This is a genomic window from Pseudomonas sp. 5Ae-yellow (assembly GCF_014077575.1).
Lineage (GTDB): Bacteria > Pseudomonadota > Gammaproteobacteria > Pseudomonadales > Pseudomonadaceae > Halopseudomonas > Halopseudomonas neustonica.
Genome location: NZ_JACGWE010000038.1, coordinates 1 through 26,652, shown reverse-complemented (window position 1 = coordinate 26,652; position 26,652 = coordinate 1). Strand labels below are relative to the sequence as shown.

At 52.2% G+C, this 26,652-nt stretch carries 20 protein-coding genes, 2 tRNA genes and 1 pseudogene; 11 read left to right on the top strand and 12 right to left on the bottom strand.

Going from position 1 to position 26,652, the window contains the following annotated elements; all coding sequences use genetic code 11:
- Positions 1 to 84: 84 nt before the first annotated feature.
- Together H4J77_RS16230 and H4J77_RS16225 are read right to left on the bottom strand one after the other, a co-directional pair.
- Complete coding sequence (locus H4J77_RS16230; RefSeq protein WP_182249446.1) at positions 85 to 687, bottom strand: hypothetical protein; 603 nt, start codon at positions 685 to 687, stop codon at positions 85 to 87.
- Between the two features lie 16 nt (positions 688 to 703).
- A complete protein-coding gene (locus H4J77_RS16225) occupies positions 704 to 2,155 on the bottom strand; it encodes an OmpA family protein (RefSeq protein WP_182249444.1) in 1,452 nt (483 codons plus the stop codon).
- Between the two features lie 250 nt (positions 2,156 to 2,405).
- Between H4J77_RS16225 and H4J77_RS16220 the strand changes: the two genes are divergently transcribed.
- Entirely contained in the window at positions 2,406 to 2,759 is a 354-nt protein-coding gene (locus tag H4J77_RS16220; RefSeq protein ID WP_182249442.1) for a DUF5064 family protein, read from the top strand.
- Between the two features lie 50 nt (positions 2,760 to 2,809).
- Here H4J77_RS16220 and H4J77_RS16215 read toward each other — a convergent pair.
- A tRNA-Asp gene (locus H4J77_RS16215) sits at positions 2,810 to 2,886 on the bottom strand.
- A 321-nt stretch (positions 2,887 to 3,207) separates the two neighbouring features.
- Here H4J77_RS16215 and H4J77_RS20415 point away from each other — a divergent pair.
- A pseudogene (locus H4J77_RS20415) lies at positions 3,208 to 3,289 on the top strand (DUF2897 family protein); the annotation flags it as partial.
- 179 nt (positions 3,290 to 3,468) lie between these two features.
- The gene (locus tag H4J77_RS16205; protein WP_123888983.1) at positions 3,469 to 3,993 is read left to right on the top strand and encodes a DUF2058 domain-containing protein; all 525 of its coding nucleotides are present in this window, start codon (positions 3,469 to 3,471) and stop codon (positions 3,991 to 3,993) included.
- Between the two features lie 49 nt (positions 3,994 to 4,042).
- Here H4J77_RS16205 and H4J77_RS16200 read toward each other — a convergent pair whose 3' ends face one another.
- Positions 4,043 to 4,711: an ATP-dependent zinc protease gene (locus tag H4J77_RS16200; protein WP_218565738.1), complete on the bottom strand. Its 669-nt coding sequence runs from the start codon at positions 4,709 to 4,711 to the stop codon at positions 4,043 to 4,045.
- 325 nt (positions 4,712 to 5,036) lie between these two features.
- On the opposite strand from H4J77_RS16200, the gene H4J77_RS16195 reads away from it, so the two are divergent.
- Positions 5,037 to 6,671 carry a methyl-accepting chemotaxis protein gene (locus H4J77_RS16195; protein ID WP_123888984.1) on the top strand — a complete coding sequence of 545 codons (1,635 nt, stop codon included), beginning with the start codon at positions 5,037 to 5,039 and terminating at the stop codon, positions 6,669 to 6,671.
- Between the two features lie 65 nt (positions 6,672 to 6,736).
- Here H4J77_RS16195 and H4J77_RS16190 read toward each other — a convergent pair whose 3' ends face one another.
- On the bottom strand, positions 6,737 to 8,056 hold the full coding sequence (locus tag H4J77_RS16190) for a Na+/H+ antiporter family protein (protein WP_123888985.1): 1,320 nt from the start codon (positions 8,054 to 8,056) through the stop codon (positions 6,737 to 6,739).
- A gap of 207 nt (positions 8,057 to 8,263) precedes the next feature.
- On the opposite strand from H4J77_RS16190, the gene H4J77_RS16185 reads away from it, so the two are divergent.
- Both H4J77_RS16185 and H4J77_RS16180 read left to right on the top strand, forming a co-directional pair.
- The gene (locus tag H4J77_RS16185; protein WP_182249440.1) at positions 8,264 to 8,863 is read left to right on the top strand and encodes an NADPH-dependent FMN reductase; all 600 of its coding nucleotides are present in this window, start codon (positions 8,264 to 8,266) and stop codon (positions 8,861 to 8,863) included.
- Positions 8,864 to 9,142: 279 nt separating this feature from the next.
- Positions 9,143 to 10,366: an OprD family porin gene (locus H4J77_RS16180; RefSeq protein WP_182249448.1), complete on the top strand. Its 1,224-nt coding sequence runs from the start codon at positions 9,143 to 9,145 to the stop codon at positions 10,364 to 10,366.
- Positions 10,367 to 10,528: 162 nt separating this feature from the next.
- Here H4J77_RS16180 and H4J77_RS16175 read toward each other — a convergent pair whose 3' ends face one another.
- The 6 genes from H4J77_RS16175 to tig all read right to left on the bottom strand — a co-directional run bounded on the left by H4J77_RS16175 (position 10,529) and on the right by tig (position 19,258).
- Complete coding sequence (locus tag H4J77_RS16175) at positions 10,529 to 12,430, bottom strand: SurA N-terminal domain-containing protein (RefSeq protein ID WP_182249437.1); 1,902 nt, start codon at positions 12,428 to 12,430, stop codon at positions 10,529 to 10,531.
- Positions 12,431 to 12,659: 229 nt separating this feature from the next.
- Positions 12,660 to 12,932, bottom strand: coding sequence for a nucleoid-associated protein HU-beta (gene hupB, locus H4J77_RS16170; RefSeq protein ID WP_092284196.1), 273 nt, complete (start codon positions 12,930 to 12,932; stop codon positions 12,660 to 12,662).
- Positions 12,933 to 13,146: 214 nt separating this feature from the next.
- Positions 13,147 to 15,546: an endopeptidase La gene (gene lon / locus H4J77_RS16165; protein WP_182249435.1), complete on the bottom strand. Its 2,400-nt coding sequence runs from the start codon at positions 15,544 to 15,546 to the stop codon at positions 13,147 to 13,149.
- Between the two features lie 186 nt (positions 15,547 to 15,732).
- On the bottom strand, positions 15,733 to 17,016 hold the full coding sequence (gene clpX / locus H4J77_RS16160) for an ATP-dependent Clp protease ATP-binding subunit ClpX (protein WP_123888989.1): 1,284 nt from the start codon (positions 17,014 to 17,016) through the stop codon (positions 15,733 to 15,735).
- A 163-nt stretch (positions 17,017 to 17,179) separates the two neighbouring features.
- The gene (gene clpP, locus H4J77_RS16155) at positions 17,180 to 17,821 is read right to left on the bottom strand and encodes an ATP-dependent Clp endopeptidase proteolytic subunit ClpP (RefSeq protein ID WP_123888990.1); all 642 of its coding nucleotides are present in this window, start codon (positions 17,819 to 17,821) and stop codon (positions 17,180 to 17,182) included.
- A 90-nt stretch (positions 17,822 to 17,911) separates the two neighbouring features.
- Complete coding sequence (gene tig, locus H4J77_RS16150; RefSeq protein ID WP_182249433.1) at positions 17,912 to 19,258, bottom strand: trigger factor; 1,347 nt, start codon at positions 19,256 to 19,258, stop codon at positions 17,912 to 17,914.
- 295 nt (positions 19,259 to 19,553) lie between these two features.
- On the opposite strand from tig, the gene H4J77_RS16145 reads away from it, so the two are divergent.
- Positions 19,554 to 20,069, top strand: coding sequence for an SDR family NAD(P)-dependent oxidoreductase (locus H4J77_RS16145; RefSeq protein ID WP_123888992.1), 516 nt, complete (start codon positions 19,554 to 19,556; stop codon positions 20,067 to 20,069).
- A 398-nt stretch (positions 20,070 to 20,467) separates the two neighbouring features.
- Here the strand turns inward: H4J77_RS16145 and H4J77_RS16140 are convergent.
- Positions 20,468 to 20,556 (bottom strand) — tRNA-Leu (locus tag H4J77_RS16140).
- 59 nt (positions 20,557 to 20,615) lie between these two features.
- On the opposite strand from H4J77_RS16140, the gene H4J77_RS16135 reads away from it, so the two are divergent.
- The 4 genes from H4J77_RS16135 to H4J77_RS16120 are packed head-to-tail and all read left to right on the top strand — an operon-like array spanning position 20,616 to position 26,292.
- Positions 20,616 to 22,115 (top strand): site-specific integrase, encoded by a 1,500-nt coding sequence (locus H4J77_RS16135; protein ID WP_182249431.1) that lies wholly within the window; start codon positions 20,616 to 20,618, stop codon positions 22,113 to 22,115.
- Positions 22,108 to 23,913, top strand: a complete 1,806-nt coding sequence (locus H4J77_RS16130) for a hypothetical protein (protein ID WP_182249429.1) — start codon at positions 22,108 to 22,110, stop codon at positions 23,911 to 23,913. Before H4J77_RS16135 ends, H4J77_RS16130 begins: the two co-directional genes overlap by 8 nt.
- Positions 23,910 to 25,904, top strand: a complete 1,995-nt coding sequence (locus H4J77_RS16125; RefSeq protein ID WP_182249427.1) for a hypothetical protein — start codon at positions 23,910 to 23,912, stop codon at positions 25,902 to 25,904. Before H4J77_RS16130 ends, H4J77_RS16125 begins: the two co-directional genes overlap by 4 nt.
- Positions 25,897 to 26,292, top strand: coding sequence for a hypothetical protein (locus tag H4J77_RS16120; RefSeq protein WP_182249425.1), 396 nt, complete (start codon positions 25,897 to 25,899; stop codon positions 26,290 to 26,292). The genes H4J77_RS16125 and H4J77_RS16120 overlap by 8 nt, the downstream gene beginning before the upstream one ends.
- The last annotated feature ends 360 nt before the right edge of the window (positions 26,293 to 26,652 follow it).

The window sequence follows — 26,652 nt, the reverse complement described above, 5'->3', positions numbered from 1 at the left end:
TGGCCGAAAAGGGGCTGCAACGCGCTGAAAACGCGACTGAGGGCGATGAAATCGTTCCTGAAATGTTTTTTTTGTGAGCCGAGGTCATAATCGCCGCCCATATGGCCGGTATTTCAGACCTTCCCTAGCCTTGTTCACCAGCGAATTATGATGTAGCGCGCGCCCCGCCGCCTCGGCAAAGCCTGCAGAGATAATGGAAAGCAGGAACGCCGCCATCCAACCAAGATAGGCCTGATCGTTCGACGAGAGGTTCTGGTTGATAAAGGGCACCAGCACGTATGCAAAACCCACCGCCTCAAAAAGGATGAGTAGAAAAACAAGTACCAACACCCAGGCTGGACGTTCACGTCGACCACCTTCACCTATGGTGTCCAGATAGGACTCACACTTGTTGTAATACTCGGAACTTTTATCACCCACTTCCTGATAGTAGTCGTAGTAGTCATTACTCAAGCTGACCTCGCTGAGCAGCCAGCCTTTGCTGTCAGAGCTGGTACTGGAGCGCGCTAGCCGGGCTACGGTTCCTATGACAGGGATGCCATGCCATACACGCATGACAAAGTAGCGGACCTTGTCCCAGTAAATAACAATGAGCAACAACGATATAAGTGCCGAAAGAATCGACCCGGTTATTAACTTGTTGGCCAGCGCGAGCGCCATCAATGCGTTGAAACTAAAATCTTCCATTTAAAGCACTCTCCGGTTAAGTACGCAAAGGTACAAATTTCGCGGTATAGCTCTCTCCGCGCTGGTCTGGATAAATCAACACGCCGTCCGTTGCTTGAGAACTACCCTTGCTGAAGACAACATCCAGGCAAGAAACAGGCGATGGCGAATCGGTCAGAAAAACACGATAAAGCACGCGGCTTTCGCCTTCGTAGGTGTTGGCAATGGCATTACCTTTGAAGCTGGCATTCCGGTTACCTTCACTGTACTGCTCGACGATCTGAATGAACGGCTGACGCCCCACTGCGGCGGAGTCACGCAGAATAGATACCGGCGAAATAGTGACCAAGTGGCCATGAACTGTTTGCGCCCAGACCCGATTGTTGTAACCCGGCAAGTAATCAGTGGTATTGCGCGTCTCCAGCGCATCACCGCTGGCAAGACTCACCGCCTCGCCACTTTTGCGTGGAAGGTCTTGATCGCAACTGACCACTGGCATGTCTGCCGCATGCGCGGTTGGTATAAACGAGAAACCAGCAGACTTGGGCGCGATAGCACTCCCCAACTCCCAGCGACCCGTTGAGACAGGAACTCCACCGAAATCAACAGCAAAGCGCGCATCCTCACGCGGCTCAACTCGCTGCGGTGTTGGCTTGACGGGCTCCGTTTGACCTACTAATACGCCCGTTCTTGCGGCTGGCGGAGCGGCGGCTTGCGAGCGAGTAGCGTTTGCTCTCGTGGAGGTTCCGTAACTCAAGTATTTGGGGTTGTTACGCTCTGAGCTGAGCCGAGCCATTAGCGTCGCACGATCGTCCACCTCGACTATTTCGACCCGTCGATTCTTTCCACGCAGTAGCGGATCGCTATTGTCGGCCACCGGTCTGGACGAGCCAGCGCCTTGAAAAAACAAGCGCTCAGCAGCGATACCCTGCTGCTCCAGAATCCTGGCCACTACCTTAGCCCTGCGCTCTGAGAGCGCCTGGTTCAATTCCGCACTGCCAGTGGCGTCGGTATGCCCAACAACCAATATGGCGGTATCACTCACCCCAACAAAAGCCTCAGCCAAACTCGTAACCTGACGCCTGCCTTTAGCAGAGAGTTCGGCGCTGCCCGTTGGAAACATACCCTGGTCTTCAACCTGGGCAACAATGCCGACATCAGATGCGCCAAGCCCGGCGGATTTCAGCGTTTCAGTCTGTAACCGCACGTTTTCTCTGGCGGCTATCTGCTCCAACCTGTCTAACCGGCTTTTGTACGCCATCGCCAGGGCACAACCCGCTGCACCGCCAGCGATAGCGCCCAACGCAATGGCCTTGTCATCACCTTTAGTAACAGCGCCAACTCCGGCTCCTAGCGTCGCACCAACAATCCCCCCAGCTATGCAGTTTATTTTTGCACTATGGCTACTGGAAAACTGCTGAACCTGGCTACAGCTACTAGTCACTAGCGCAATAGACAATACAAACGAGGTTGCTCGAAAAGAGCGCATACTGATTGAACCTGCAGGTTCTTCCATGAATTGATAGTCCTAAAAGGCGGTAGGCACTCAACAGCTAGAAACAAATAACAAAATGTCGAATTTTGGCGATTTGTTATAGCTATACGAGATATGCAAAAGAGGTACGATTCTAAACTCATGCATAGTGGCATTTCAATGGCGTCGGAAAAATATCGCGCGCGAAAAAGCGCAGGCAATTAAAAGCGGCACCCGACAACGTCATAAACAGGAAACAACGAAGATGTTTGAACCCGGCCATCTGCACCTTGCGCGTATGCGCCTGCTCGAGAGCGATATCGGCTTCCATATCGACATCACCTACCGACTGATTGATCAGGGCAAGAGGATGAGGTTTGACGTGCAGGGTCAGATCAATGAAGAAGCGATCGAAGAGTATTTCGAGCTACCCCGTGAGACTGCCTTTAACTTCGCCAGCGATATTGATCACCTGCTGCGCCGTCACGGGGCTCTGTCGCCAGAATTTCTGTCGCTGTCAGAGCACAAGGAATACGATGCGATGTTTTCAGACATACGCGACAAGCTGAACGCCTGGCATGGCGAAACAATCGATCCAATACAGCCCAAAAGGCAATAAACAGGCAACAAAAAACCCCAGCCGCGCAAGCAACTGGGGTTTATCTTGTATGGCGCAGCGGACGGGACTCGAACCCGCGACCCCCGGCGTGACAGGCCGGTATTCTAACCAACTGAACTACCGCTGCGCATCAGCTCAAATACGCTTTAAACCGGGGTTTACAGTGCGTCTGAACTGGCGCGCATTGTAAACATTCCACCAAGGGAGTCAAGCACTTGCGTGAGTTTTCTTCAATCATCGACAAGTCTTGACTGGCTGCTTCAGCCACGCCTTGTCAGGCCACCCCAACGCGACAACGTAAAGCCACAACAAAAGCAGCCTGATTAACACAGCAGACTGATTTATCACCTGTCTGGCGCCGAAATAACGATCGCTCTGTGCCTTATGGTTTGCCATGCGCCCACAGAGCAGCCATGATGAATACACATTCGATAAAAGGATCAACACCATGCCCTGGTATGGATGGCTATTCATAGTGCTCGCACTCGGCAGCATCGTCGGCAGTCTTTTGATGCTCCGAGACAATGCCAATAGCAACAAGGTCAGTAAAGAAACCATCGCTAACGTGAAAGCACGTGAAGCTCAATTTGCAGCAGAGGAAGAGCGCGAAGAAAACCGGTAAACTAGCGGCACAAACGCCGCCTCTCTGGCATGGATTCATTTGCGTGCGGGCTCCTGCAGCCTGACGCCGACAAGACAGTTACAGATCATGGTCAATTCATTGCAAGCCCAGCTTCTCAAAACCGGCCTGGTTGACGAGAAGAAACTCAAGCAAGCCCAGCGCGCCAAGAAAAAAGCGGCCAAGACCGCACCTGCTGAAGATACCGGCAAGGCTATCGCACAGGCGCGATCCGAAAAAGCCGAACGTGATCGTCAGCTCAATCAGCAGCGCCAGCAGGAAGCGGCACGTAAAGAGCGCGAAGCCCAGGTCAAACAGATGGTGGAAAACAGCAAACTGGACCGTAGTGGCGGAGAAACGCCCTATCAGTTTGTGAGCAAGAACAAGATCAAAAAGATCCACGTCAACAAAGAACAGTTCGACCTACTCAGTAGGGGCAAGCTGGGTATCACCCGCCTTTCTGGCAATTTTGTGTTGATCCCGCTGGAAATCGCCGAAAAAGTCCGTGAGCGAGCACCACACTGGCCGGTTTATGTCGCTGAAAATAAAGCCGACACCGTAGCAGAGGATGATCCCTACGCTGCATTCCAGGTGCCTGACGACCTGATGTGGTAATGCAAGCGCCTGGCCGCCGCTAAGCGGCGCCAGGCGGCATCAACCGAGGTTACTCCTCGGCCTCCAGCTCTTCTTCAGTCTGCTCTGGCTGATCAATCGCACTGCCATCAACCATGCTTTCGTCATCTCGCATACGCTGCTGCTTGTCGCGCTCGTCCTCATGCTCTTGCTGAGAACAGCTCGGCTTGAGTAGAAAGGTATCGGATACATCAATCAGGCCAATATGCTCGATAGTACGGCGGCCAATCAGTACTGGATAGGTCATGTCACCGCGATCACGCAAAGAGAACTGCTCTTCGTAGACCTGATTGCCCATGCAGATTGACATCTTCACCACCGGCCGACGATCAGAACCACCTGCGCCGCGAACCAGAATCCGGCGAAATACCGGGCGCTCAAACTGCATCACGACCAGCTCATCAGTATCAGCGTCTTTGACGGGAACCTCGTAGCGCACCCAAGGTTTGCCGTTATGCGTATAGCTCTCAAGATTCACCGCGTGCATTGACGAGGTCAGTGCACCCGAATCCACCTTGATCTTTACGGCGGTGTGTTCAGGCAGGATAAGCCCTTTCTCGATCCAGCCCACAATTTGCTGCTCGTGATACGCGCCTGCCTCATCCATACCATTATCGCTACTGCCCGCCTGAGCAGCAGCACTGAACCCGGCCAAGAGCATCCAGGCAGACACCGAAACCAATTTAACGACTGACTGCATTTGAGATCCTTATTGCTGATAACCCAATAGACTAACCTGCGCCTTGATAGTGCCCAACGTAACAGCGACAAGTTTCGCGCCTTTATACCAGTTCAGAATACAAAACACCTTCCTATCTTATACCGGGCAATCACAGAAACAGATTGACACTTGAATCCCGGCACAACATGACGTCAAACTGACATCATTGATGCCAAAAAAATACCGCTCAGGTTATAAGCGCGCCTGCCGATACTGACGAAACAGCTACTTGGGGAACCAAGTTAAGCATCGATAACAACAATTAAAACAAAAGCCGTACGCCATTAGTGCATGGAGGTTGTAGATGAAGCTGTTGCGCAGCATACGAATCAGTCAACGAATCTGGCTGATCCTGATCATTGCTCTGGTCAGTAACCTGATAATGCAGGGGCTCTCGCTCTCCCATCTAAACAAAGAAATACGCGAAGCCGAAATAACCAAAGCTACACATCTGGTCGAGATAGCCCATGATCTGATGAGCTTCTATCACCAGAAAGAACTCAGTGGCGAGCTCACCGGTGAGCAGGCCCGCAAAGAAGCCATGTCTGCGCTCAGCAGCCTGCGCTACGACAACAACGAGTACTACTGGGTCAATGACATGAACAACATCATGATCATGCACCCGCTTGCACCACAGACCGTGGGCGTTGACCTCACCACCATGCGTAACACCGAAGGCGTCAATGTCATCAGTGAAATGGTGGCACTCGCGCGCAGCAAGGGCACAGCCAGCTTTGAGTACAACTGGCCCAAGCCTGGCGAGGAAGAAGGTACCGCCAAGATCGCCGCGTTCAAGCACTTCAAACCCTGGGACTATATGGTCGGCACCGGCATCTACATCGATGACATGCAAGCCAAGTTCGCAAGCGCTATTGCCAGCTCCGTAGTCACCATGACGCTGGTCACCTTGATCATGATCGCCCTGCTCTACCTGATAGGCCGCAGCATCACTCAGCCACTTAACAGCGTGGTCGACGCCATGCGCGGCGTAGCCAGTGGAGAAGCTGACCTTACCCGTCGTCTTGACGATGGCGCCCGCGACGAGGTCTCGCAGATTGCGCATTTCTTCAACCAGTTCAACAGCAACCTTGCAGTCATCATTCACCAGCTCGGCGACAGCGCGCGACAGCTGATCAGCTCAAGCCATCAACTGGATCAAATCAGCGGTAATAGCCTGCGCGACATGAATAACCAGTCTGAACGTATGGAGCTTATGGCCACCGCCATCAACGAAATAACCTATGGCGTTCAGGATGTAGCGCAGAACGCCAATGCAGCGGCCCAAGAAGTTGAAAATGCCAATGAAGGTGCCAACAACGGCCGCCATCAGGTTGCTAAAACCATCCAGGAAATCAACCTGCTCTCAACCAGCGTGCAGACCGCCGTTGAGCACATGCAGACCCTCTCCAGCGACGCACACGAGATCACCTCGGTACTGGATGTGATCCGCAATATTGCCGAGCAAACCAACCTGCTGGCACTGAATGCGGCCATTGAGGCAGCACGTGCCGGTGAGATGGGACGCGGCTTTGCCGTGGTTGCAGACGAGGTACGCAACCTGGCGCAACGCACCCAGCAGTCGACAGAAGAAATTCACAACATGATCAGCAAGCTGCAGACCAACACCCAGACCGTGGTCGGCGTGATCAACGAAAGTAGCCGCCACTCACAGCAAAGCGTCGAACAGGTGAACGAGGCTGGCAAGGCACTGGAATTGATTGCGCACTCAATGCAACAACTGGTCGCCCTCAACGCCTCGATTGCCAGCGCAACCACGCAGCAATCCACGGTAGTGGAAGACGTCAATCGCAACGTAACAGAGGCCGCAGAACTGGCTCGTGAAACCACCGATGGCGCGCGCGAGACTGCGCAGGCGGGCCAACACCTGGCAAGCCTGGGCCGCCAGATAGACGAGTTATTGAAACGCTTTCGCGTCTAACGCGGCATAAAAAAGCGCGCCAGGGCAGTTGCCAAGGCGCGCTTCTTTTATGTCGACAACCTCAATCAGAGCACCATGACCGCCAGCCAGCCAAAGGCAATCAGTGGCAGGTTGTAGTGCAAAAAGGTTGGCACTACCGTATCCCAGATATGGTTATGCTGGCCGTCCACATTCAAACCAGCTGTTGGCCCCAGCGTCGAATCTGAAGCAGGCGAACCGGCATCACCGAGCGCGGCCGCCGTACCCACCAACGCCACGATCGCCAGCGGGCTGAAGCCCAACTGCATGGCCAGCGGCACATAGATAGCGGCAATAATCGGGATGGTCGAGAAAGACGAACCAATGCCCATGGTAATCAACAGTCCAACCAGCAACATCAGCAGTGCCGCCAGCGCACGATTGTGGCCAATGATGTCAGCCGAACTGGCGACCAGCGTCTGAATTGCTCCGGTCTCACGCATGACCTCGGCAAAGCCAGACGCAGCGATCATGATGAAACCGATCATCGCCATCATCTTCATGCCTTCAGTAAAGACGCCGTCAGCATCCTTCCAGCGCACCACGCCCGATACTGAAAAAATCACGAAACCGACCAGCGCGCCCATGATCATTGAATCCAGCCAAAGCTGCATCACAAAAGCAGCGATAACCGCCAGAAGCGCAACCAGCAAGGATAGCGGACTGTAACCACCTTCCATGCGCTCAACCTGGCGAATACGCGCGACGTCGTAGTCCCGCGGCTTGCGGTAGCTGATGAAAACCGCCACGAGCAAGCCTAACAGCATACCCAGCGCCGGCAACGCCATGGCGTGCATCACATCCAGACCTGCCACTTCGGCGCCGCTTTCAGCCACATTGGCCAACAGGATGTCATTAAGAAAGATGCCGCCAAAGCCAACCGGGAGAAACATGTAGGGCGTGATAAGACCGAAGGTAAGTACACAGGCGACGGCGCGGCGATCCAGATTCAGGCGTGCCATAACGTAAAGCAAAGGCGGAACCAGGAGCGGGATAAAAGCGATATGGATCGGCAGCACGTTCTGCGAGGCAATAGCGACGCCACCAAGCAGAACCACCAATAACAGCTTGAGTAACGTTGCGCCGCCCTGCTGTTGGCGGTCTACCAACTGCAACGCCCGGTCCGCCAGCGCATGCGCCAAGCCTGACTTGGCAATAGCAACGGCGAAAGCACCCAGCAGCGCGTAACTCAAAGCAATATTAGCGCCCTTGCCCAGTCCATTCTGGAAGGTCGCAAGCGTCTCCTGTAGCCCCAACCCGCCAAGTAATCCGCCGGTGAGCGCGCCCAAAATCAGCGCTACTACCACGTGTACTCGACACAGACTCAACACCAACATGACGGCGACTGCCGCAACTACCGCGTTCATCCGCGTACTCCAGCAAAAGTAGCTCTTGCTGCCTTTGGCATTCGCCCAGGCAACCCCCAAAGGTCGGCTACTCTGCCCAACACCGCTGCCGCTGTCAAAAATGAACGACCGAAGGCGAACGAACGTCGCGTTTTTGTGGTTGAATTTACGCCCAAGCGTGCCAATCTTAGGGCACATTTTTACACTGAAGTCATAGTGGAGCACAGCATGACAAACATCTGCATCGTCGCCGGTAGTGGCCGCCCCGAAAGCCAAACCAGCAAGGTTGCCCAGTTCATCCATGACGCTCTTATTGAGCACCATCAGGTCGGCACAGCGCAGGTGTCGATAATAGACCTGGGTACTCAGCCACTACCCATGTGGCCAAGCGAAGATGCGCAAGCCTGGCCAGAAATAGCGGCCAAGTTGAGCGCTGCCGACGGCATCGTCGTTCTCGCTCCAGAGTGGCACGGCATGGCATGCCCTGCGATCAAGAACTTCTTCCTGTACGCCAGCAAAGCTGAGCTGGCACACAAACCAGCGATGCTGGGCGGGATCTCCGCCAGCGTTGGGGGTGCTTTCCCGGTCAGCGAACTGCGCGCCTCAAGTTACAAGAACTGCCGCCTGTGCTATATCCCCGAGCATCTGATTGTGCGCAACGTCGGTAAGGTCCTTAACGGCACAGAGGTGGAGTCCGATGCCGATCAACGCCTGCGCGAGCGCCTGAATTACAATCTGGATATTCTGCTGCGTTACGCGCAGGCGCTAGCACCAGTGCGCACCGCCATCGATATGAGCAACCCCGCCTTTGCCAACGGCATGTCCTGAGTAGCAATAGACCGTGCGACCTGTCGCGCCGACAGGTCCTGGCAAAAGCAGCCCGGCAACAGCACTAGACTAAAGTAATAACAAGCCTTCCACTTCTGGGTAAATCACTACCCTACCCCTCAAAAACAGGCTCTCCAAAGCTATCTACCCGCTCGGCAAGACGCATCCGGAAATAGCGTTAATACTATTGTCGTAAGGCTGACTCCTGACCTCCGTGCTTTAGTGACTCAGCGCTATCGCAGCGCAGCAAATCACATCAGGAGAACAACAATGACGCATGTGAAGAAATCCACCCTTGCCTGCGCTATCGCTTTGGCGCTAACAGGAACGGTAGCAGCCAATGCTCAGGCTGGCGGCTTCGTCGATGACGCGAGCGCAAGCCTGCAGTTACGTAACTTTTACTTTAATCGCGACTTCCGTGACCCTGGCGCGCAATCCAAGGCAGAAGAATGGGCTCAAGGCTTTATATTCAAAGCCGAGTCCGGCTTCACTGAGGGGTTTATCGGTTTTGGGGTCGATGTCTACGCCGGCCTGGGGGTAAAACTCGACTCTGCTGACGAGCGTGCCGGCAGCGGTTTGCTGCCCAACGGCTACGGCAACGAAGGCCCCGACAGCTACAGTGAAGCCACTGCCGCGGGCAAGCTACGCCTCTCCAAAAGTGTTTTGAAGGTAGGCGGCTTGATGCCAAAACTGCCTGTCGTTTCCTCAGGCGATCTCAGGCTACTGCCTCAGGAATTCACCGGAGCCAGTCTAGCCGTCAACGAGATAGAGGACCTGGACCTGCAAGGCGGACAGTTGCGTGAAGTTAACTACCGCAACAGCACTAACTCGGAAGACATTCGCGCCACCGTGGGCGGCAGCGCTGATCGGTTCAACTATCTGGGCGGCAATTACAGCTTTAACAGCGGTAACACCAAGGTCGGTCTGTGGGGCGCTGAGCTACAGGATGTATATGAACAGACACTATTCAACCTGATACATAACCAGCCAATCGGCGATTGGATGCTCGGCGCCAACCTTGCCTACTTTGATACCGGCGACAACGGCAGGCAGTCACTGGACATCGACCACCAGATGAAATCACTAATGCTTTCTGCAGCCACCGGCGCTCATACCTTGCGCCTTGGCTATCAGCACAGTGACGGCGACACCGCCTTCCCGTATCTGGCGGAAACCGACCCCTATATTGCCAACTATGTGCAGATACTCGACTTTACCCGCGCTGATGAGCAGTCGTGGCAGGCGCGCTATGACATCAACTTCGCCAGTCTCGGCGTACCCGGACTTAGCGCCTTCACACGCTACGTCAAAGGCGACAACTTCAGGGTTGGCAGTAGCGAGGGAAGTGAGTGGGAACGCGACCTGGATGTCAGCTATACGCTACAGAGCGGACCGCTAAAAAACCTTTCTGTGCGCTGGCGTAACGCGATGGTGCGCTCCAATGCCACCCGCGACATCGACGAAAACCGTTTAATCCTGAATTACTCCTTCGCTCTGCAATAGACTGCTCCGAGCGGCTCCTAAGCCCCCCAAGATACGAAGCCGTTCGTCTTCGGTGGTGACAGCTGTCACCACCTTTTTTTAATGCCTCCCCTAGCCGCCCAATGCACGGGCACAAAAAAAGCGCCGAAGCGCCTTTTTTGCTACCTCTGCAACCAGATCACATCAGAAACGCTCAATATCCGCGTCGGTGCTCAGTTGCTCTTGAGCAGCGCTGAAGTCCTGCTGACCTGACTGACCAGCAATAAACTGCTGATACTGAGAAGCCGCACCGCCATCTGACTGCACATCGCCAGCGGTAGCCACGCCGCGCAGCGCAACCAGCCAGAAGCCACCCACAGGCTGCTTGATACGCGCATACACCGGCTGATCTGCCGTAGGCTTGGGCATAGCGAATACACTACGCAAGAGCGGCGTAGGCAAATCGCTGGACGAGCGGCCAACCGCCTCATACTGCTGCCACTCCGCTTGCTGCTGCTCAGCCAAGGCATCGACGGTCAGCTCACCCGAGCGCAACGCGGCGAGAGACTGGTCTGCCTGTTCCGCTGCAGCCTGCTCGGCTTTGTTATAGGCCACCAGCTCGCTGATCTCCTGCTTGACCTCTTCCAGAGGACGCTGCTCGGATTGCAGATGCTGCTTAACCCGAACCACTACCACTGTATCCGCGTCGAGCTCAAGCAGGTCGCTGTTGTAGCCCTTCTTGAGCACGTCATCACTGAAAGCAGCATTCATCACTTTAGGATTACTCGCCAGCCCTTCGCCGCCAAGGCGCTCAACCGGCCCCAGGGTTTCAATCTCAAGCCCGAGCGCAGACGCTGGCTCTGCCAGGTCAGACGCTTCATGCGCCAGATTGGCCAATTCCTGAGAGGCATCAACAAACTCGCGCTCCACCTGCTCTGACTTCAACTCCTGGACCAACTGCTCACGCATGGACTCCAGTGTTGGTACTTCAGGTGCTTTAAGGTCAGTCAGCTTGATCAGCTGGTAACCATAGCTGGTGCGCACCGGCTCAGATACTTCGCCGGTTTCGAGGGCGAACAGAGCATCATCAAAGGACTGATCAAAACTGCCCTTGATCACATAGCCAAGGTCGCCGCCATCACGGGCGCTACCGCTATCATCCGAAACCTCTGCTGCAACGGCGGCAAAGTCTTCACCAGCGGCGATACGCGCAGCGGCTGCATCAATGCGCGCCTTGGCATCTGCCTCATCTTCTTTGTCGGCTACTTCAACCAGAATATGGGAAGCCCGGCGCTGCTCAGCAAGATTGCCTATTTCGCGCTGGTAGATTTCCTTGATCGCATCTTCACTGACATCAACCCGGTCAAAGAAACCGGCACGGGATAACGTCAGGGTTTCCAGCACAACCTGCTCAGGCATCATGAACTGTTGAGCATTACTGGCGTAATACTCTTGAATCTCTTCATCAGAAACGCTAACGGCGGAGGCATCACCAACCGGCACTTCGATGACCGAGAAGTCACGCGTCTGGTTTTCCAGATCAGCCAACTGCTTGCGCTCGGAAGGCGTGGCAAAAGCAGTCGCTTCATAGCCGTTACGATATTGGGTAATCAGCAGCTGCTGGCGCACCAGGTCACGGAATGCCATACGCGACGGCATGCCCATGTTACGGATGACAATATCGAAACGATCACTATCAAACTTGCCGTTTACCTGAAAGTCGGGCGTGGACAGAATCAACTGATCGATCATCTGGTCGGAGACCTTAAACCCGGCGTCTTGAGCGCCCTGAATAAGCACCGAGCGCTCCACCAACCCATCCAGCACAGTGGTACGCAGAAATTTTTCATCAATCATGCTTGGATCGAAGCTGTTATTGCCCATCTGCTGCAACTGCTGAATCAACTGGCGACGCTGCAAGGCCACAGCTTGTTCGAGCTCCAGCTTGGAAATCACCTCACCATTGACCTCTGCTGCCTTATCGGCATTACTGGAGAAACTGCTGATGGATTCCCAGCCAGTCAAAGCGAATATCAGCACAATGACGCCAACGATCACCTTAGCGACCCAGCTTTGCGCACTGTCCCTCATGTTTTGCAGCATCATGCCCCCGAATTCTGTTTAACCTGAGCGCTTCGCATCAGGTTTTTGCCACTCAAGCACTGAGCAACCTTTCTCTCGTCCAACAAAAAAGGCGCATCCTGTTGATGCGCCTTTCTGGTAACTGACGAAGCCATCTGTTAAACGCTACTGACCTAGGCCTGAGACGTCTTGGATGACTCCGTAGCATGCCTCACCCTGAGGATTGGCATGTCACATCAGATCAGGGACGCAATTAGTTCACAGCGTCCTTCAGTGCCTTACCTGCTTTGAAGCCAGGAATCTTGGCAGCGCTGATTTCGATCGGCTGGCCAGTCTGCGGGTTACGGCCAGTACGTGCAGCACGTTCCTTAACCGCGAATGTACCAAATCCTACCAATACAACCGAATCACCATCCTTCAGTGCACCAGTGACGGACTCGATGACGGCGTCCAGAGCACGACCGGCAGCAGCTTTAGGAATATCGGCGGATGCGGCGATAGCATCAATCAGTTCAGACTTGTTCACTCTAAGTCCCCTTATTTAATTCAACGAGTTGTTAGTCATTATGTAAGCTTGTGGTCTTAGCAAAGCTGTGGCCAGTCAGCATACCTGCTTAGGTCGAAGCACGCTTTATAGCAAGCGGTCAAAAACCGTGTCAAGGAATGCCTGAGGTATTCCCGGACCGGTTAGCAAAACGCTCCCGCACTGGACGCGCTTCACTCACCGGACTGGTATCGCCTCAGTGAGTACTGATGCGTCCTTTCTCATCAGTCTCGCGATTGTCATCCTTTGCTACCATCTCTTCAACCCCTTCTTTCAAGGGCTCCGGCATGTATTGCAGCGCAATCTGCAACACCTCGTCAATCCATTTCACCGGTTTGACGTCAATATCCTGTTTTATCCGGTCAGGAATTTCCTTCAAATCACGCACATTATCGTGCGGAATAATCACCGTTTTAATGCCACCACGATGCGCTGCCAACAGCTTTTCCTTGAGACCGCCAATCGGCAAAACCTGCCCGCGCAGCGTGATCTCACCGGTCATTGCAACATCGGCGCGCACCGGTATTTTAGTCAGCGAAGAGACCAGTGCAGTGCACATACCCACGCCCGCACTGGGCCCGTCTTTGGGCGTAGCACCTTCGGGCACATGAATGTGTATGTCATTGTTTTCATGGAAGTCTGCCTTGATTCCCAGACTCGCAGCACGGCTTCGAACTACGGTTAAAGCAGCGCTGATCGACTCCTGCATGACATCGCCCAGAGAGCCGGTTTTAATCTGCCTTCCCTTACCTGGCACCACTACTGCTTCCAGGCTCAGGAGCTCACCACCAACCTGCGTCCAGGCCAAACCGGTGACCTGTCCGATCTGATCAGACTCCTCGGCCAAACCGTATTTAAACTTGCGCACACCCAGGTAGCGCTCCAGCAAGTTTTCGTCGAGCGCGACCGGCTTCGGCTTGCGCTCTCCTGCCTGCTCTTTGACTACTTTCCGGCACACCTTGGCGATCTGACGCTCCAGACCGCGCACACCTGCCTCGCGAGTGTAGTAGCGGACAAGGTCACGCAGTGACTCATGACTAAAGGTCAGCTCGTCCTTTTTCAGGCCATTGTTCTTGACCTGCTTGGGCACCAGGTAACGCTGCGCAATGTTGATCTTTTCGTCTTCGGTGTAACCCGGAATCCGAATAATCTCCATACGGTCCAGCAGTGGCGCCGGAATATTCATCGAGTTCGCGGTGCAAATGAACATGACATCGGAGAGATCGTAATCGACCTCAAGATAGTGGTCATTGAACGCATGATTTTGCTCGGGATCGAGCACTTCCAGCAGCGCGGAAGACGGATCACCTCGCATGTCCTGCCCCATTTTGTCGATTTCATCGAGCAGGAACAGCGGGTTTTTCACGCCCGTTTTGGTCACTTTTTGAATCAATTTACCCGGCAGCGAACCTATATAAGTACGCCGATGGCCACGAATCTCCGCTTCATCACGGACACCGCCCAACGCCATACGCACAAACTTGCGGTTGGTTGCGCGGGCCAGGGACTCACCCAGGGACGTCTTACCGACGCCTGGAGGGCCTACGAGGCACAGTACGGGGCCTTTAAGCTTACGCACGCGCTTCTGCACTGCGAGATACTCGAGAATACGTTCCTTGACCTCTTCCAGGCCGTAGTGATCAGCGTCAAGCACTTGCTCGGCACGCTGAATGTCGTGCCGCACTTTGCTGGCCTTTTTCCATGGCACCGCGGTCAGCCAGTCGATATAGGAGCGCACGACTGTCGCTTCGGCAGACATCGGCGACATCATCTTGAGCTTGTTGAACTCGGCATTGGCCTTGCCCAGCGCCTCTTCCGACATGCCGGCGTCGTCGATCTTCTTGCGCAGATCGTCAAACTCACTGTGCCCTTCATCCAGATTGCCCATTTCCTTCTGGATGGCCTTCATCTGCTCGTTCAGATAGTACTCGCGCTGACTGCGCTCCATCTGCTTCTTGACGCGACCACGGATGCGTTTTTCCACCTGCAGCAGATCGATCTCGCCATCGAGCACACCAAGTACATGCTCGACTCGCTCGCGCAAAGGCAGAATCTCAAGAATCGCCTGTTTCTCTTCCAGCTTCAGCGACAGATGAGCCGCCATGGTGTCGACCAGACGACCTGGCTGATCAATGCTGGACAGCGAAGAAACCACCTCTGAGGGCACCTTCTTGCCCAGCTGCACAAACTGCTCAAACTGGCTCATCAGGCTGCGCGTGAGTACTTCAGCTTCACGCTCATCAAGCGGCGTCTCACTTAGCAGCTCGACTTCAGCCGTCTGGTAGCCTTCGAGCTCATCAATTGACTCGATGCGCGCGCGCTGCTCGCCCTCCACCAGCACTTTAACCGTGCCATCGGGTAGCTTGAGCAACTGCAGAATGGTGGCGACGGTACCCATGTCGTACAAACCATCGCGGGCCGGGTCATCCTCTGCCGGATCGCGCTGCGAAATGAGTAACACCTGCTTACCGCCCGACATAGCCTGCTCGAGCGCCTGAATAGATTTGTCACGCCCAACAAAAAGGGGAATGACCATATGGGGATAAACCACCACATCACGTAATGGCAGGAGCGGGAATTCGCTAAGAGTCGTCATGGCTGAGGCTCACTCGCTGAGGGGCGCACGCTTGATACTGCGCCGAAAGAATAAAAGTCCATGAATTCAAGATGGGGGCTAGGGATCGAAAAAACAAGCAGGAAAACCGTAATAATACTGACGCATTTTGCACGCGCCAGAAACAACTACGCCGCCAAAGCGGCGGCGCAGTCAACAACCTGCAGATCAATCCTCAGGCATTGCCTTAGGTGGCTGCTCGGCCGTTTCGTAAATCAGCAAAGGCTTGGCCTCACCACTGATTACGTTTTCATCAATCACAACCTTGCTGACGTGCTCTGCCGACGGAATCTCGTACATGGTTTCCAGCAGCACGCTTTCAAGGATAGAGCGCAGGCCACGCGCACCCGTTTTACGCTCCAACGCGCGCGAGGATATCGCCTTGAGCGCATCTTCACGGAACTCGAGCTCGACCCCTTCCATATCGAACAAACGCGCATACTGCTTGGTCAACGCGTTCTTCGGCTCGGTAAGAATCTGGATCAACGCATCTTCATCCAGCTCATTGAGCGTTGCAATAACCGGCAGACGCCCAACAAACTCCGGAATCAAACCAAAGCGAACCAGATCGTCCGGCTCAACACCCTTGAGCGTATCGCCAACCTTCTTGCCGCCGTCTTTGCTGCGTACCGTAGCATTAAAGCCGATACCGCTCTTCTCGGAGCGATCACGAATAACCTTCTCAAGGCCCGCGAACGCACCACCGCAAATAAACAGAATGTTGCGCGTATCAACCTGCAGAAACTCCTGCTGGGGATGTTTGCGGCCGCCCTGGGGTGGCACCGAGGCAACCGTGCCCTCGATCAACTTCAACAACGCCTGCTGCACACCTTCGCCCGAAACGTCACGGGTAATTGAAGGATTGTCCGACTTGCGCGAAATCTTGTCGATTTCATCGATGTAGACAATACCCATCTGGGCCTTCTCAACATCGTAGTCACACTTCTGCAACAGCTTTTGAATGATGTTTTCGACGTCCTCGCCCACATAACCCGCTTCGGTCAATGTGGTCGCGTCCGCGATGGTAAAGGGTACATTCAGCAGTCGGGCCAGTGTTTCAGCCAGCAACGTCTTACCCGAACCAGTAGGGCCGATCAGCAGAATGTTGCTCTTGCCCAGTTCAACCTCATCTTTACCCTGACGCTGATTCAGACGCTTGTAATGGTTGTATACAGCAACCGACAGGACCTTCTTGGCTCGCTGCTGGCCAATAACGTACTGATCCAGGATCGAACAAATCTCTACCGGCGTCGGCAGCTTCTGATTACTGCTCTCAGCCTGACTTTCCTGCACTTCCTCACGAATGATGTCGTTGCACAGATCAACGCACTCATCGCAGATAAACACGGAGGGGCCGGCAATCAGCTTGCGCACTTCATGCTGGCTCTTGCCGCAGAAGGAGCAATACAGCAGTTTGCCGTTGTCGTCACCCTTCCCAGTTATATCGGTCATCGAAAACCCCTACTCTTGAATCGCTATTGAATACAAAGATGGGGGCATTGTGCCCACTTTGCAAGTGCGACCCTGTCAAGATGCACCAGTCTGTGCGGATCGCCACGCGTTGCAGCGCAAGGCGAACGGTCGATTCCACACGACTAGCGTGAAACAGTGATAGTTACTCAGCGCTTGGGCGTGAATCAAGAACCTTGTCGATAAGCCCGTAATCAGCCGCCTCTGCACCACTCATAAAGCGGTCACGATCGGTATCGCGAGCAATCACATCCAGCGGTTGGCCAGTGTGATCTGCCAATACCTTGTTCAGACGTTCGCGGATAAACAGAATCTCGCGAGCGTGAATCTCGATATCGGACGCCTGACCCTGAAAGCCGCCCAGCGGCTGGTGGATCATCATACGTGCATGCGGCAGGCAGTAACGCTTACCAGCAGCGCCACCGGCGAGCAGCAACGCGCCCATGCTACAAGCCTGACCAATACATAGCGTACTGACATTGGGCTTGATGAACTGCATGGTGTCATAAATCGCCATGCCGGCTGTTACTGATCCACCTGGGGAGTTGATATACAGGTGGATGTCCTTGTCGGGGTTTTCCGACTCAAGGAACAGCAACTGAGCGACGACCAGGTTGGCCATATAATCTTCAACCTGACCCACCAGGAAGATCACACGCTCTTTCAGCAGGCGTGAATAGATGTCGTAGGAACGTTCACCCCGGGCAGACTGTTCAACAACCATGGGAACCAGGCCGCCGGCGGCCTGTACGTCTGGGGGGAGCTGCATAAAGCTGTTATGGGTCATGGATTCCTATCACTCCAAAATGTACGTATCGCGAAAACACGAGAGCCAGCCCGAAGGCTGGCTCACGTTGGCGAACACTGACAGCGAGCTTTACTCGTCTGCGCTGCTCTCTTCCGACTCACCAGACTCAACCTGTGCAGGCTGCGCTGGCTTGACGGCTTCTTCGTAAGCCACTTTCTTATCAGTCACTTGCGCCTTCTGCAGAACAGTATCCACCACTTGTTCTTCCAGCACAACCGACTGGATTTCGCCCAGCTGCTGCTCATTCTGGTAGTACCAGTTGATGACCTGCTCCGGTTCCTGGTACGCAGCAGCCAGCTCTTCGACCATGGCGCGAACGCGATCGTTGTCAGGCTCAATCTCGTTCTGCTTGACCACTTCAGCGACGATCAGACCCAAGCCAACACGACGCTTGGCTTGCTCTTCAAACAACTCAGCAGGCAACTGACTAGCCTGAATATTGGCACCACCAAACTGCTGTACTGCTTGCTCACGCAGACGATCGATTTCGTTGCTGAGCAGCGCCTTGGGTACGTCAACGGTATTGATTTCCAACAAGCCATCCATGACCTGGGCTTTAACCTTGGTCTTGATCGCCTGCTTCAACTCGCGCTCCATGTTCTTGCGAACTTCGGCGCGGAAACCCTCGATACCACCTTCGTTAACACCAAACTGGGCGAAGAACTCTTCGTTCAGCTCAGGCAGCGCAGGAGCAGCAACTTCTTTGACGGTAACGTCAAATTCAGCAGCTTTGCCAGCTAGATCCAGGTTCTGATAGTCCTCTGGGAAGGTTACGTTCAGGGTCAGGCTATCACCTGCCTTCGCGCCAACCAGGCCTTCTTCGAAACCAGGAATCATGCGGCCGGAGCCAAGCACGATGTTGCTGTCGTTGGCAGTGCCGCCCTGGAAGGCTTCACCGTCAACCTTACCGACGAAGTCGATAGTCAACTGATCATCGTTCTGCGCAGCGCGCTCAACCGCTTCAAAGCGGGTGTTCTGCTTGCGCAGCGTTTCCAGCATGGTGTCGACATCAGCATCAGTCACTTCAGACTCAACGCGCTCAACCTTGATGGCAGAAAAATCGGCCAGTGCCACTTCCGGGTAAACTTCAAAAGTTGCGATGTACTCGAAGTCTTTACCTTCTTCCATGGTCTTGGGCTCAACGCTAGGCGCGCCAGCAGGATTCAGTTTTTCCTGCATCACAGCTTCATAGAAGGAAGACTGGATGACTTCACCGATCACTTCCTGGTGAGCAGAGGCACCAAAGCGCTTACGAATAACGCTCATCGGCACCTTGCCTGGACGGAAACCATCGACCTTGGCGCGCTGTGCGGTCTGTTGCAGACGCTTTTTGACCTCGTTTTCAATACGATCGGCAGGGATGCCAACGGTCATGCGGCGCTCGAGGCCGGAGGTGGTTTCAACCGAAACTTGCATGGAAAGTCCTCGTTCAACAGACAATGAATTAGTTATTTGGTGAATCGCAAAGGGACGACATTCTATGCGCTTGAATCTCAGAAGTCATCACCGCGAGCATAATCAGGCATCGACACCCGTGACAACAAGGCAATAATGTGCCGATCACCGCAAATTCATGGAATGCTATCGCTAAAACCAGGACGCATTTGTAGTACGAAGAAGTAACGGGCTATATGAACCGTAATCACGAAGCCGAATAGACTCGGCTAGCGGAATCAACGTTACCGCCCTGCATAATAGAAGCGAACACAGAATGTCATTTGCAAACCAGGTATGTATCGTCACGGGCGCCACCTCAGGCATTGGACTAGCAGTGGTTAACCAGCTAGCGGCCAAGGGAGCGGACCTGGGACTGGTCGGACGCAATCAGGCCAAGGGCGACGCACTGACCGCATCACTCAAGGCTGCGGAAACGCGCGCCTGCTTAGTAGCTGCCCACCTGGGTAAAAAGGAAGCGGCACAGCAGGTTTGCGCAGCGGCCATTGAGCATTTTGGTCGTATCGATGTACTGATCAACAACGCAGGCCTGCTCATGAAAGGAACTGCACTGGAATGCACTGACGCCGACTGGGACAGCGTGCTGGACATCAACCTGTCTGCCGCGTTCAGGTTATCGCGCGCAGCGCTGCCCAGCATGATCCGCCAGGCTGGCGGAAGCATTATCAACTCACCGAACATAGAGCGATGCAACCCCATAATTGGGGCACCCCCACCCTTTTCGCAGCTTCCCTGGCATTACCCCGCAAAAAACGCGAGCTCTCTAGGATAGACCCAAACGATCACATCCTTCGCGAAAGCGATAACCATTTGAATGCAATTGGCTGCATTCAATCACCACCTTCCGTTGTTGCTGCCCGCTTCATACATTAGCCATAATGAAAGGCAAGGAGGGATTCGGGTACGGACTCAATTACCGAGCAAGGCATGTGATGCATGCCCAGAGAGTCAGGGGAATAAAATTGGCCAAGCGCTGTGACCAGAAAGGCGCGCGGCATCAAAGCCAAGCGTATTTAGAGAACATCAGAAACGAAAAAAGCCGCGCTTAGCAGCCAGTGAACGGCTGTTTGGGAGCGGCTTCTTGCGATGTTCAGCACTGGCTTGAATTCAACGATATTCAGGCAGGCTTTTTGACACGTCACCAACTGTCTCATAGAGCAGTTGATTATATGGTGCGGACGGAGAGACTCGAACTCTCACACCTCTCGGCGCCAGAACCTAAATCTGGTGTGTCTACCACAGGAACAAGTACATTGCGCAGAGCCAGGCTTAAGCGTTACAATCTGATGTACATACATGTAAACCGGATGGCAAGGCGATGTCAAGAAAAAAAGCTAAAAAAGGCTCTCCTCGACTAACCTACGTAACCGACTTCTACGCTCTGGAGTACTCCGTAAATAAGGAGACTGGTGAATTGGATTACCAACCCTCAGCCAAGATCGGCTCAAAACCCTTCCCAAGATTTCCTGTTCTCATTAAGGGAAATGGTGAGCCTTGGACGCTTGGCAATCTCCATCTGACTCATAAGCTGATGGCTCGAGGTCGATACAAAGATCAGTACGTCCCTAAAACGTGGGCCAATTGGGCTACGAACCTACTCACTTTTTTGCGCTGGCTAGAAGAGACCGACACAGACCCTCTTAAGTTTCATCCAGTTCATGAAGACCAACGACCTACCTACAGATTTCGCTCCTACCTCGAAGAGCTAATGGAGAAGAAGCGCAGATCTGGAAATCTCAGAGGTGTTGGATTGTCAGCAAGCACGGCAGGCGAAATACACGGCACTGTCCAGGCTTTCTACAGAACACTCACTCAGAAAGGAGTTATTACACCAACCCTTTTAGGATTGGCCTGGAAAGATGTCGACAAACTCGTAAAGCTCATCAACTATGATCTAACCAACACCGCGAAGCTGATGAGAGTCAAATCAAGCGACCAAGCCGTTAAGAGAACGAAGAAGAAGCAAGATCCAACTAAGGTTGAAGGCAAACTCAGGCCTCTAACCCAAAAAGAGCAGGATGTTATTGACAAATTTATCGCCCAGTCAGGCATTACTGTACGACTAATATTTACGGTTGCACGATGTACAGGTGCCCGACTCCAGACAATCTGCACCCTACGGGGCAGTACAATAAAAAACGCGGTATATAATGCAGAAGAAGATCATTACCTAATTCATGTCGGCGGGACATCCCTCAGCCTTGTAGACACCAAAGGAAAGAAAGAAGAGACATTAATCCTCTCCCCGGAGCTTCACAATCTACTAATGCGTTACTGGAGCGGCAATATTGCGACCTCAAGAAGAATCCAGAGCGCCTATGGCAACACATTGGATAACTATCTATTTCTCCACAAGAACAGCGCTCCGTACTATTCATCTAGGCAGGAGATAAATGATGCCAGGGACCCTAACTACCATAGGGGCGTGACACCTGTTGCTGCGACCAAAGATGAAAAAAGGAAAATAGATGGCCGAAAAGGCCAAGGCATCAAGACCTATATAAAAGACACTTTACTGCCACGAATTAGAAATTCTGATCCAAAGCTCAAACATTTCGATTTCAGCTTCCACGATCTACGCGCAACCTTTGGAATGAACACGCTATTCAAGCTTATGGATGACGAAGGCATAAATTCAACAGATGCACTTTTAAAAGTTTGTGACTTAATGAATCACAGTGGCGTACACGTAACCACAGCCTATCTTGACTTTAAACGTTACAAAGGCGATGGCTACACCGCACATACCCAGCTCAAGATAGAAACCAGACTTCTCCAAAAAGTGCCTGATGACGTAATGAATTATAACTATGAGTGACATGAAAATACGTGTCATCAAGCACGAAATACAAGGCAATATAGATAGCAGTAAGTCTGTCCAAACACCTACTGACCTTGAGAATTCCGTGCTTGTATTGAAGGATCGCAACGGTGAAGAAAAAACCTTTGATATTGGGTGTCTGTGCTATCGGAAGTTTGACACCAGCAACAACCAATCCATCAAGCCTGTTGAGCCTATGACCCTCGACAAAAGTCGCTACCCACTCGTAAGAGCGATACTATCCGATATACGCACTTCATTTGGGAATGAAGCAGCTTCTAAAATGGCTAAATTGAGCGGATATCGCCTGTTCATCAAGTTCATCAACGATAACAGCCAAGACGGATTTGATTTTAGATCAACTTCCGATTTAAAAGAGATCTACACAGAATATACAAAGTTCCTTTATACACGGATGAAGTTCGCTGACGGCAACCCCAACAAGATCAGCAACAATTCTTCCAGCATCCTCCAAAAACGCGCCAGAAGAGTTGTTCAATTAGCCACAGGCACTGACCTTCGAACTGTAACATTCTGGGCAACTCCGATCCGATGGAATGACAGAGAAAAATACGTCGACACCCTGACTGAGAACCCACTAACAGAAGAGGATATACTGGAAACCTACGCTGCTCACTGCGACTTTATCCATCAGGCTTGGAGTGTCCTCGTTAAAAGGGACAGGCAGTCAGTAATAGTCTCTGATACCGTGATTTTCCACAGCAGCGATTTTTACAAAGATAACATACTGAACTCATTCTTTACCAAAATAGCGACCTCAGCGCTTCTGTCTTTTATAGGCGCTTCTGGAGCCAACTTAACGCCTTTGCTAGAAGCCAGGATGAGCGATGAAAGAAGATTTGAGCAAGGCGAAATCAAAGGGCTTCGACTTTCTGGAATCAAATACAGGGGAGGAATTGATCAGAAGGACTACACGATTGTTTCGAAATATCTGCCTATCTGGAGGAAGTGGGTCGATATCAGGGAGCTCATGTTTACCCTTAGAGACGGCAAGCCTGACTCACCATTTATCGTTGTAGGCCAAAATGGTCGACTGAGAAAATACTACGACTCATTATCTGATGTTAGCCACCATCCTGCAAAGATGTTTCAAGACCTCTATTGCGTCGAATGGGTAACATCTAGACCATTGCGCAAACTCTACGCATCCCTAGCAAGAGAAGCTACGGACAACGACATTATCCAGGTAGCTAAAATGCTTGGTAATGACGTTCAGACCGCTGTGAGAAACTATGAAAACATCAACCTTGCCGATCATGCTGAAGCTATTCGATTTGCAATGAACAAAGTCCATGATAGCGCAGGTAAACGGGTTAGGGACAAAAAACACATTGAGGTAAAGATCATTTCTGACAACAGAGATGATGAAAAGACCACGATGATTGGAGGATGCGAAAGTGAAGGGACTCTGAATCCGTCTTTAGTAAAGGGATTTAATGACTATGCGCCCCAGCCTGACTGCCGCATAAAAGAAACCTGCATATTCTGTGATATGTATGCTGCCCACGCAGATGATATCGATATTAGAAAACTTCTCAGCTTCAAGCTACTGATCACTGAACTGGGAACCACCATTCCTCCCGAAGAATGGGCTGTTAAATGGGCTCCTTATGAAGATCGAATCAATGAGATTTTCGATGAGATGCGGAAAGTAAGACCACAATCTGAACAAATGATTATCGATATTGAAGAGGAAATAAGCTTTGGCGTGCTCGACGAATACTGGGCGGATGTGCTCTCAGACATGTATGAATTTGGGAGGCTGACCGCATGAGTTATTACCTGTCGGTTATTAGCGAAGCAGGCTCCACGCCCTATATCGAAGCCCCTATAGAAAGCCTTGCTATCAAAGATGAAACGATCATTACTTTAAATTCTGATACAACTGTCTGCTCTCAGTTCAAGAGCAACCAGTGGGATTTTTCAGCAATTTCAGGTGACGTGAAGTACTTCAACTTTGAAATAGACCTCTTTTCAAAAGAAATCATCCGTGATCTAAAGATTATGCAGTATGGACGCCTGTACTGGTCACCAACGTGCAAAACAATCTCTACGCTTAGGATGACCACGCCAAACAAGCTGGCTGCCTGGGCGGATCGCAATGATATCTCCATTGAACAGATGCTTAACGACGTCCGACTTAAGCATAGAATCCTCACTAGCATTGAACAACTTGAGCAACGAGAGGCAAATGAGATAGGGACACTAATCGCGGAGCTGGCTGCCATTCGCATTGCTCACCCTGCCTTCACGCTAGGACCTCCTGACTTCTCTCTATCAGATCAAATAAAAGATATAGCGGCGCAATTACCAAACAAACGAACAGAACAAACGCCTGTAATCCCCACCCGCCTCTTCGCCAACCTAATTCATGATCTTGAGGTGTTTCTGACAGATTTTAGGGATCACTATGAACACATCAGGTCTTTCATTGCCTTCCTTGATGATGGCATCGGAGAGCGACTTGGAGAGGGCTACCCAGCCACTCGAAAGGGCTTTGAAAGGTGGTACAGAAAACCTCACAACTTCGCGCTTCTGATGAAGGAGTACGACCTTAAAGAGTTTTGTAAAAAGTACGAACTGATCGTCAAAAAAGACTGGAATGTCTATCTGACAGACGTACAGGAAGCAGCTAAATACTGGATACATCTTTTTACAGGCATGCGTGATAATGAAGTAAATTACCTTGATCGCGAATGCTTATCTGAACTCAACGCAAAAGGTGCTAAAGCAAAGATTATTAAGGGCTATACCAGCAAGACGATTGGCTCAGGCTATACAAAAACATATTGGGTTACAGCTGACATTGTTGATCTTGGTGTAGCGGCAGCGCAAAACATCGGAGAGATGATTGCCTACAAGCACAATTATGTCCTCGATCCTAATCAATACCCTCTTTTTGTGGCCCATAAATTCAAGCACAAAGGCACTATATTCCATGCTAACGCCACATTCAGCGAAGCCATATCGGGAAAGCGTTTAAAAGAATTTGTAGGCCGGTTCAGCTCACTGACAATTCAGGAATCTGACTACGCTGAACTAAGACAGTTAGACGGCTTTAGAGACTGGGGAAAGACCGTAAAAGTTGATGCACCCTGGCCTCTAACAACACATCAATGCAGACGTTCTCTGGCGGTTTACTTGGCTAGATCTGGCCTTCTGACGCTAGGTGCTGTTCAGGCCCAGTTTAAGCATTTGCTAGCATCCATGACCGCCTACTATCGACGCAACTCGACCTTCGCGACTAACTTCATACTGAATGACAACGAGGATGAGCAGCACCAGTCGCAAATATTGCTGATGGACGATATCCAGAGGGAGCAGCGCCTTTCAGAGTACGATAATTTCGAAAAGTTGGTACTGGACAATGCACCGAATCTTACGGGGCCCAACGGCATACGAATCAATCAGCAGCTAAAGCGCCTCAAGCCCACCATTATCGCTACGGACAAAGCGCGAATCAAAAAAGAATTTGAAGAAGGCTCTAGGAACTTTAAGCCCAATGCGGTTGGTGGATGCTCTAAGGTCGGAGGCCCCGCCACCTGCGATGGGTACACGTTCACCACAGACGGTGAGTTTTGCTTCGGATGCACCTACCAGTCTGGCAATGACCCTGAGTTCAAAGATGCGGAAAAGGTGCTTGCCAAGATGTACAGGCGAAGAGATCGCTACTCTCCGACCAGCCTGCATTTCATGCAGGAGCAGGCCGTTATAGAGGAATTTGAAAAGAAACTTACACGTCAAAAGGAGCTATTAGATGTCTGAAGAAAAATCCAGTAATCGCACGCCTCTACAACAAGCCTACTGGGACGCATTTATACGCCTCAGACAGAGAGGTGAAGTCATCAGTTACGACACGGTAGCTATCGAAGCTGGCAAAGGGAAAGGCGACTTACGGAAGGCTAGGCAATTAGAAATCTGCGCAGCCATCGAAGAGTACCAGAAGCTACAAGAGAATAATATTATCCCTGCCCGCAAGTTCCAGGCTGTAGAGAGAATCTCCGTAATAGATCAAAAGCTAGTACAATTGCGCGAGGATTACGAGATCGCACTGAACAAGATCTTATGCCTTGAAATGCAGGTTATCGATCTGCAACAAAAGCTAGAGCAGTACCAGCCACGCGACAACATTCACCCATTCAAAAAACGTTAATATGATCTTAAGTTAATCTTAAAAGATTACGAGCAGGAGCTCAAACACTCTCTGTAAAAAGCAGGAAGATAGAATCAGTCTTGCCAAAAAATGTTTAACGAAACAACTTAGGCCAATCTCTTGCTGGCTTATAGCACAGTTCAATCAAAACTCGATGTACGCCTGTCAATTTCGCGCAGCCTTGCCCTCCGAGCAGAACGAAACCAAACGCCCCCTCGTTTTACTGATTATCTATTGAATCGCCCCTAGTTTCGTAGACACCTCCAGGCCTTATAATCGAGGCACCCAGGAGGTCCAATGAGCAACTCACGCTACACCGAAGAATTTAAAATTGAAGCCGTCAAACAGGTGGCTGACCGA

What these genes read in the sequence shown, in the direction of transcription:
- H4J77_RS16225 (WP_182249444.1), bottom strand. Translation starts at nt 2,155, where the DNA reads ATGCGCTCTTTTCGAGCAACCTCGTTTGTATTGTCTATTGCGCTAGTG.
- H4J77_RS16130 (WP_182249429.1), top strand. Translation starts at nt 22,108, where the DNA reads ATGAGTGACATGAAAATACGTGTCATCAAGCACGAAATACAAGGCAAT.
- H4J77_RS16175 (WP_182249437.1), bottom strand. Translation starts at nt 12,430, where the DNA reads ATGATGCTGCAAAACATGAGGGACAGTGCGCAAAGCTGGGTCGCTAAG.
- H4J77_RS16135 (WP_182249431.1), top strand. Translation starts at nt 20,616, where the DNA reads ATGTCAAGAAAAAAAGCTAAAAAAGGCTCTCCTCGACTAACCTACGTA.
- H4J77_RS16145 (WP_123888992.1), top strand. Translation starts at nt 19,554, where the DNA reads ATGTCATTTGCAAACCAGGTATGTATCGTCACGGGCGCCACCTCAGGC.
- H4J77_RS16190 (WP_123888985.1), bottom strand. Translation starts at nt 8,056, where the DNA reads ATGAACGCGGTAGTTGCGGCAGTCGCCGTCATGTTGGTGTTGAGTCTG.
- H4J77_RS16125 (WP_182249427.1), top strand. Translation starts at nt 23,910, where the DNA reads ATGAGTTATTACCTGTCGGTTATTAGCGAAGCAGGCTCCACGCCCTAT.
- H4J77_RS16205 (WP_123888983.1), top strand. Translation starts at nt 3,469, where the DNA reads ATGGTCAATTCATTGCAAGCCCAGCTTCTCAAAACCGGCCTGGTTGAC.
- H4J77_RS16230 (WP_182249446.1), bottom strand. Translation starts at nt 687, where the DNA reads ATGGAAGATTTTAGTTTCAACGCATTGATGGCGCTCGCGCTGGCCAAC.
- tig (WP_182249433.1), bottom strand. Translation starts at nt 19,258, where the DNA reads ATGCAAGTTTCGGTTGAAACCACCTCCGGCCTCGAGCGCCGCATGACC.
- H4J77_RS16120 (WP_182249425.1), top strand. Translation starts at nt 25,897, where the DNA reads ATGTCTGAAGAAAAATCCAGTAATCGCACGCCTCTACAACAAGCCTAC.
- H4J77_RS16185 (WP_182249440.1), top strand. Translation starts at nt 8,264, where the DNA reads ATGACAAACATCTGCATCGTCGCCGGTAGTGGCCGCCCCGAAAGCCAA.
- H4J77_RS16220 (WP_182249442.1), top strand. Translation starts at nt 2,406, where the DNA reads ATGTTTGAACCCGGCCATCTGCACCTTGCGCGTATGCGCCTGCTCGAG.
- H4J77_RS16195 (WP_123888984.1), top strand. Translation starts at nt 5,037, where the DNA reads ATGAAGCTGTTGCGCAGCATACGAATCAGTCAACGAATCTGGCTGATC.
- lon (WP_182249435.1), bottom strand. Translation starts at nt 15,546, where the DNA reads ATGACGACTCTTAGCGAATTCCCGCTCCTGCCATTACGTGATGTGGTG.
- clpX (WP_123888989.1), bottom strand. Translation starts at nt 17,016, where the DNA reads ATGACCGATATAACTGGGAAGGGTGACGACAACGGCAAACTGCTGTAT.
- clpP (WP_123888990.1), bottom strand. Translation starts at nt 17,821, where the DNA reads ATGACCCATAACAGCTTTATGCAGCTCCCCCCAGACGTACAGGCCGCC.
- H4J77_RS16200 (WP_218565738.1), bottom strand. Translation starts at nt 4,711, where the DNA reads ATGCAGTCAGTCGTTAAATTGGTTTCGGTGTCTGCCTGGATGCTCTTG.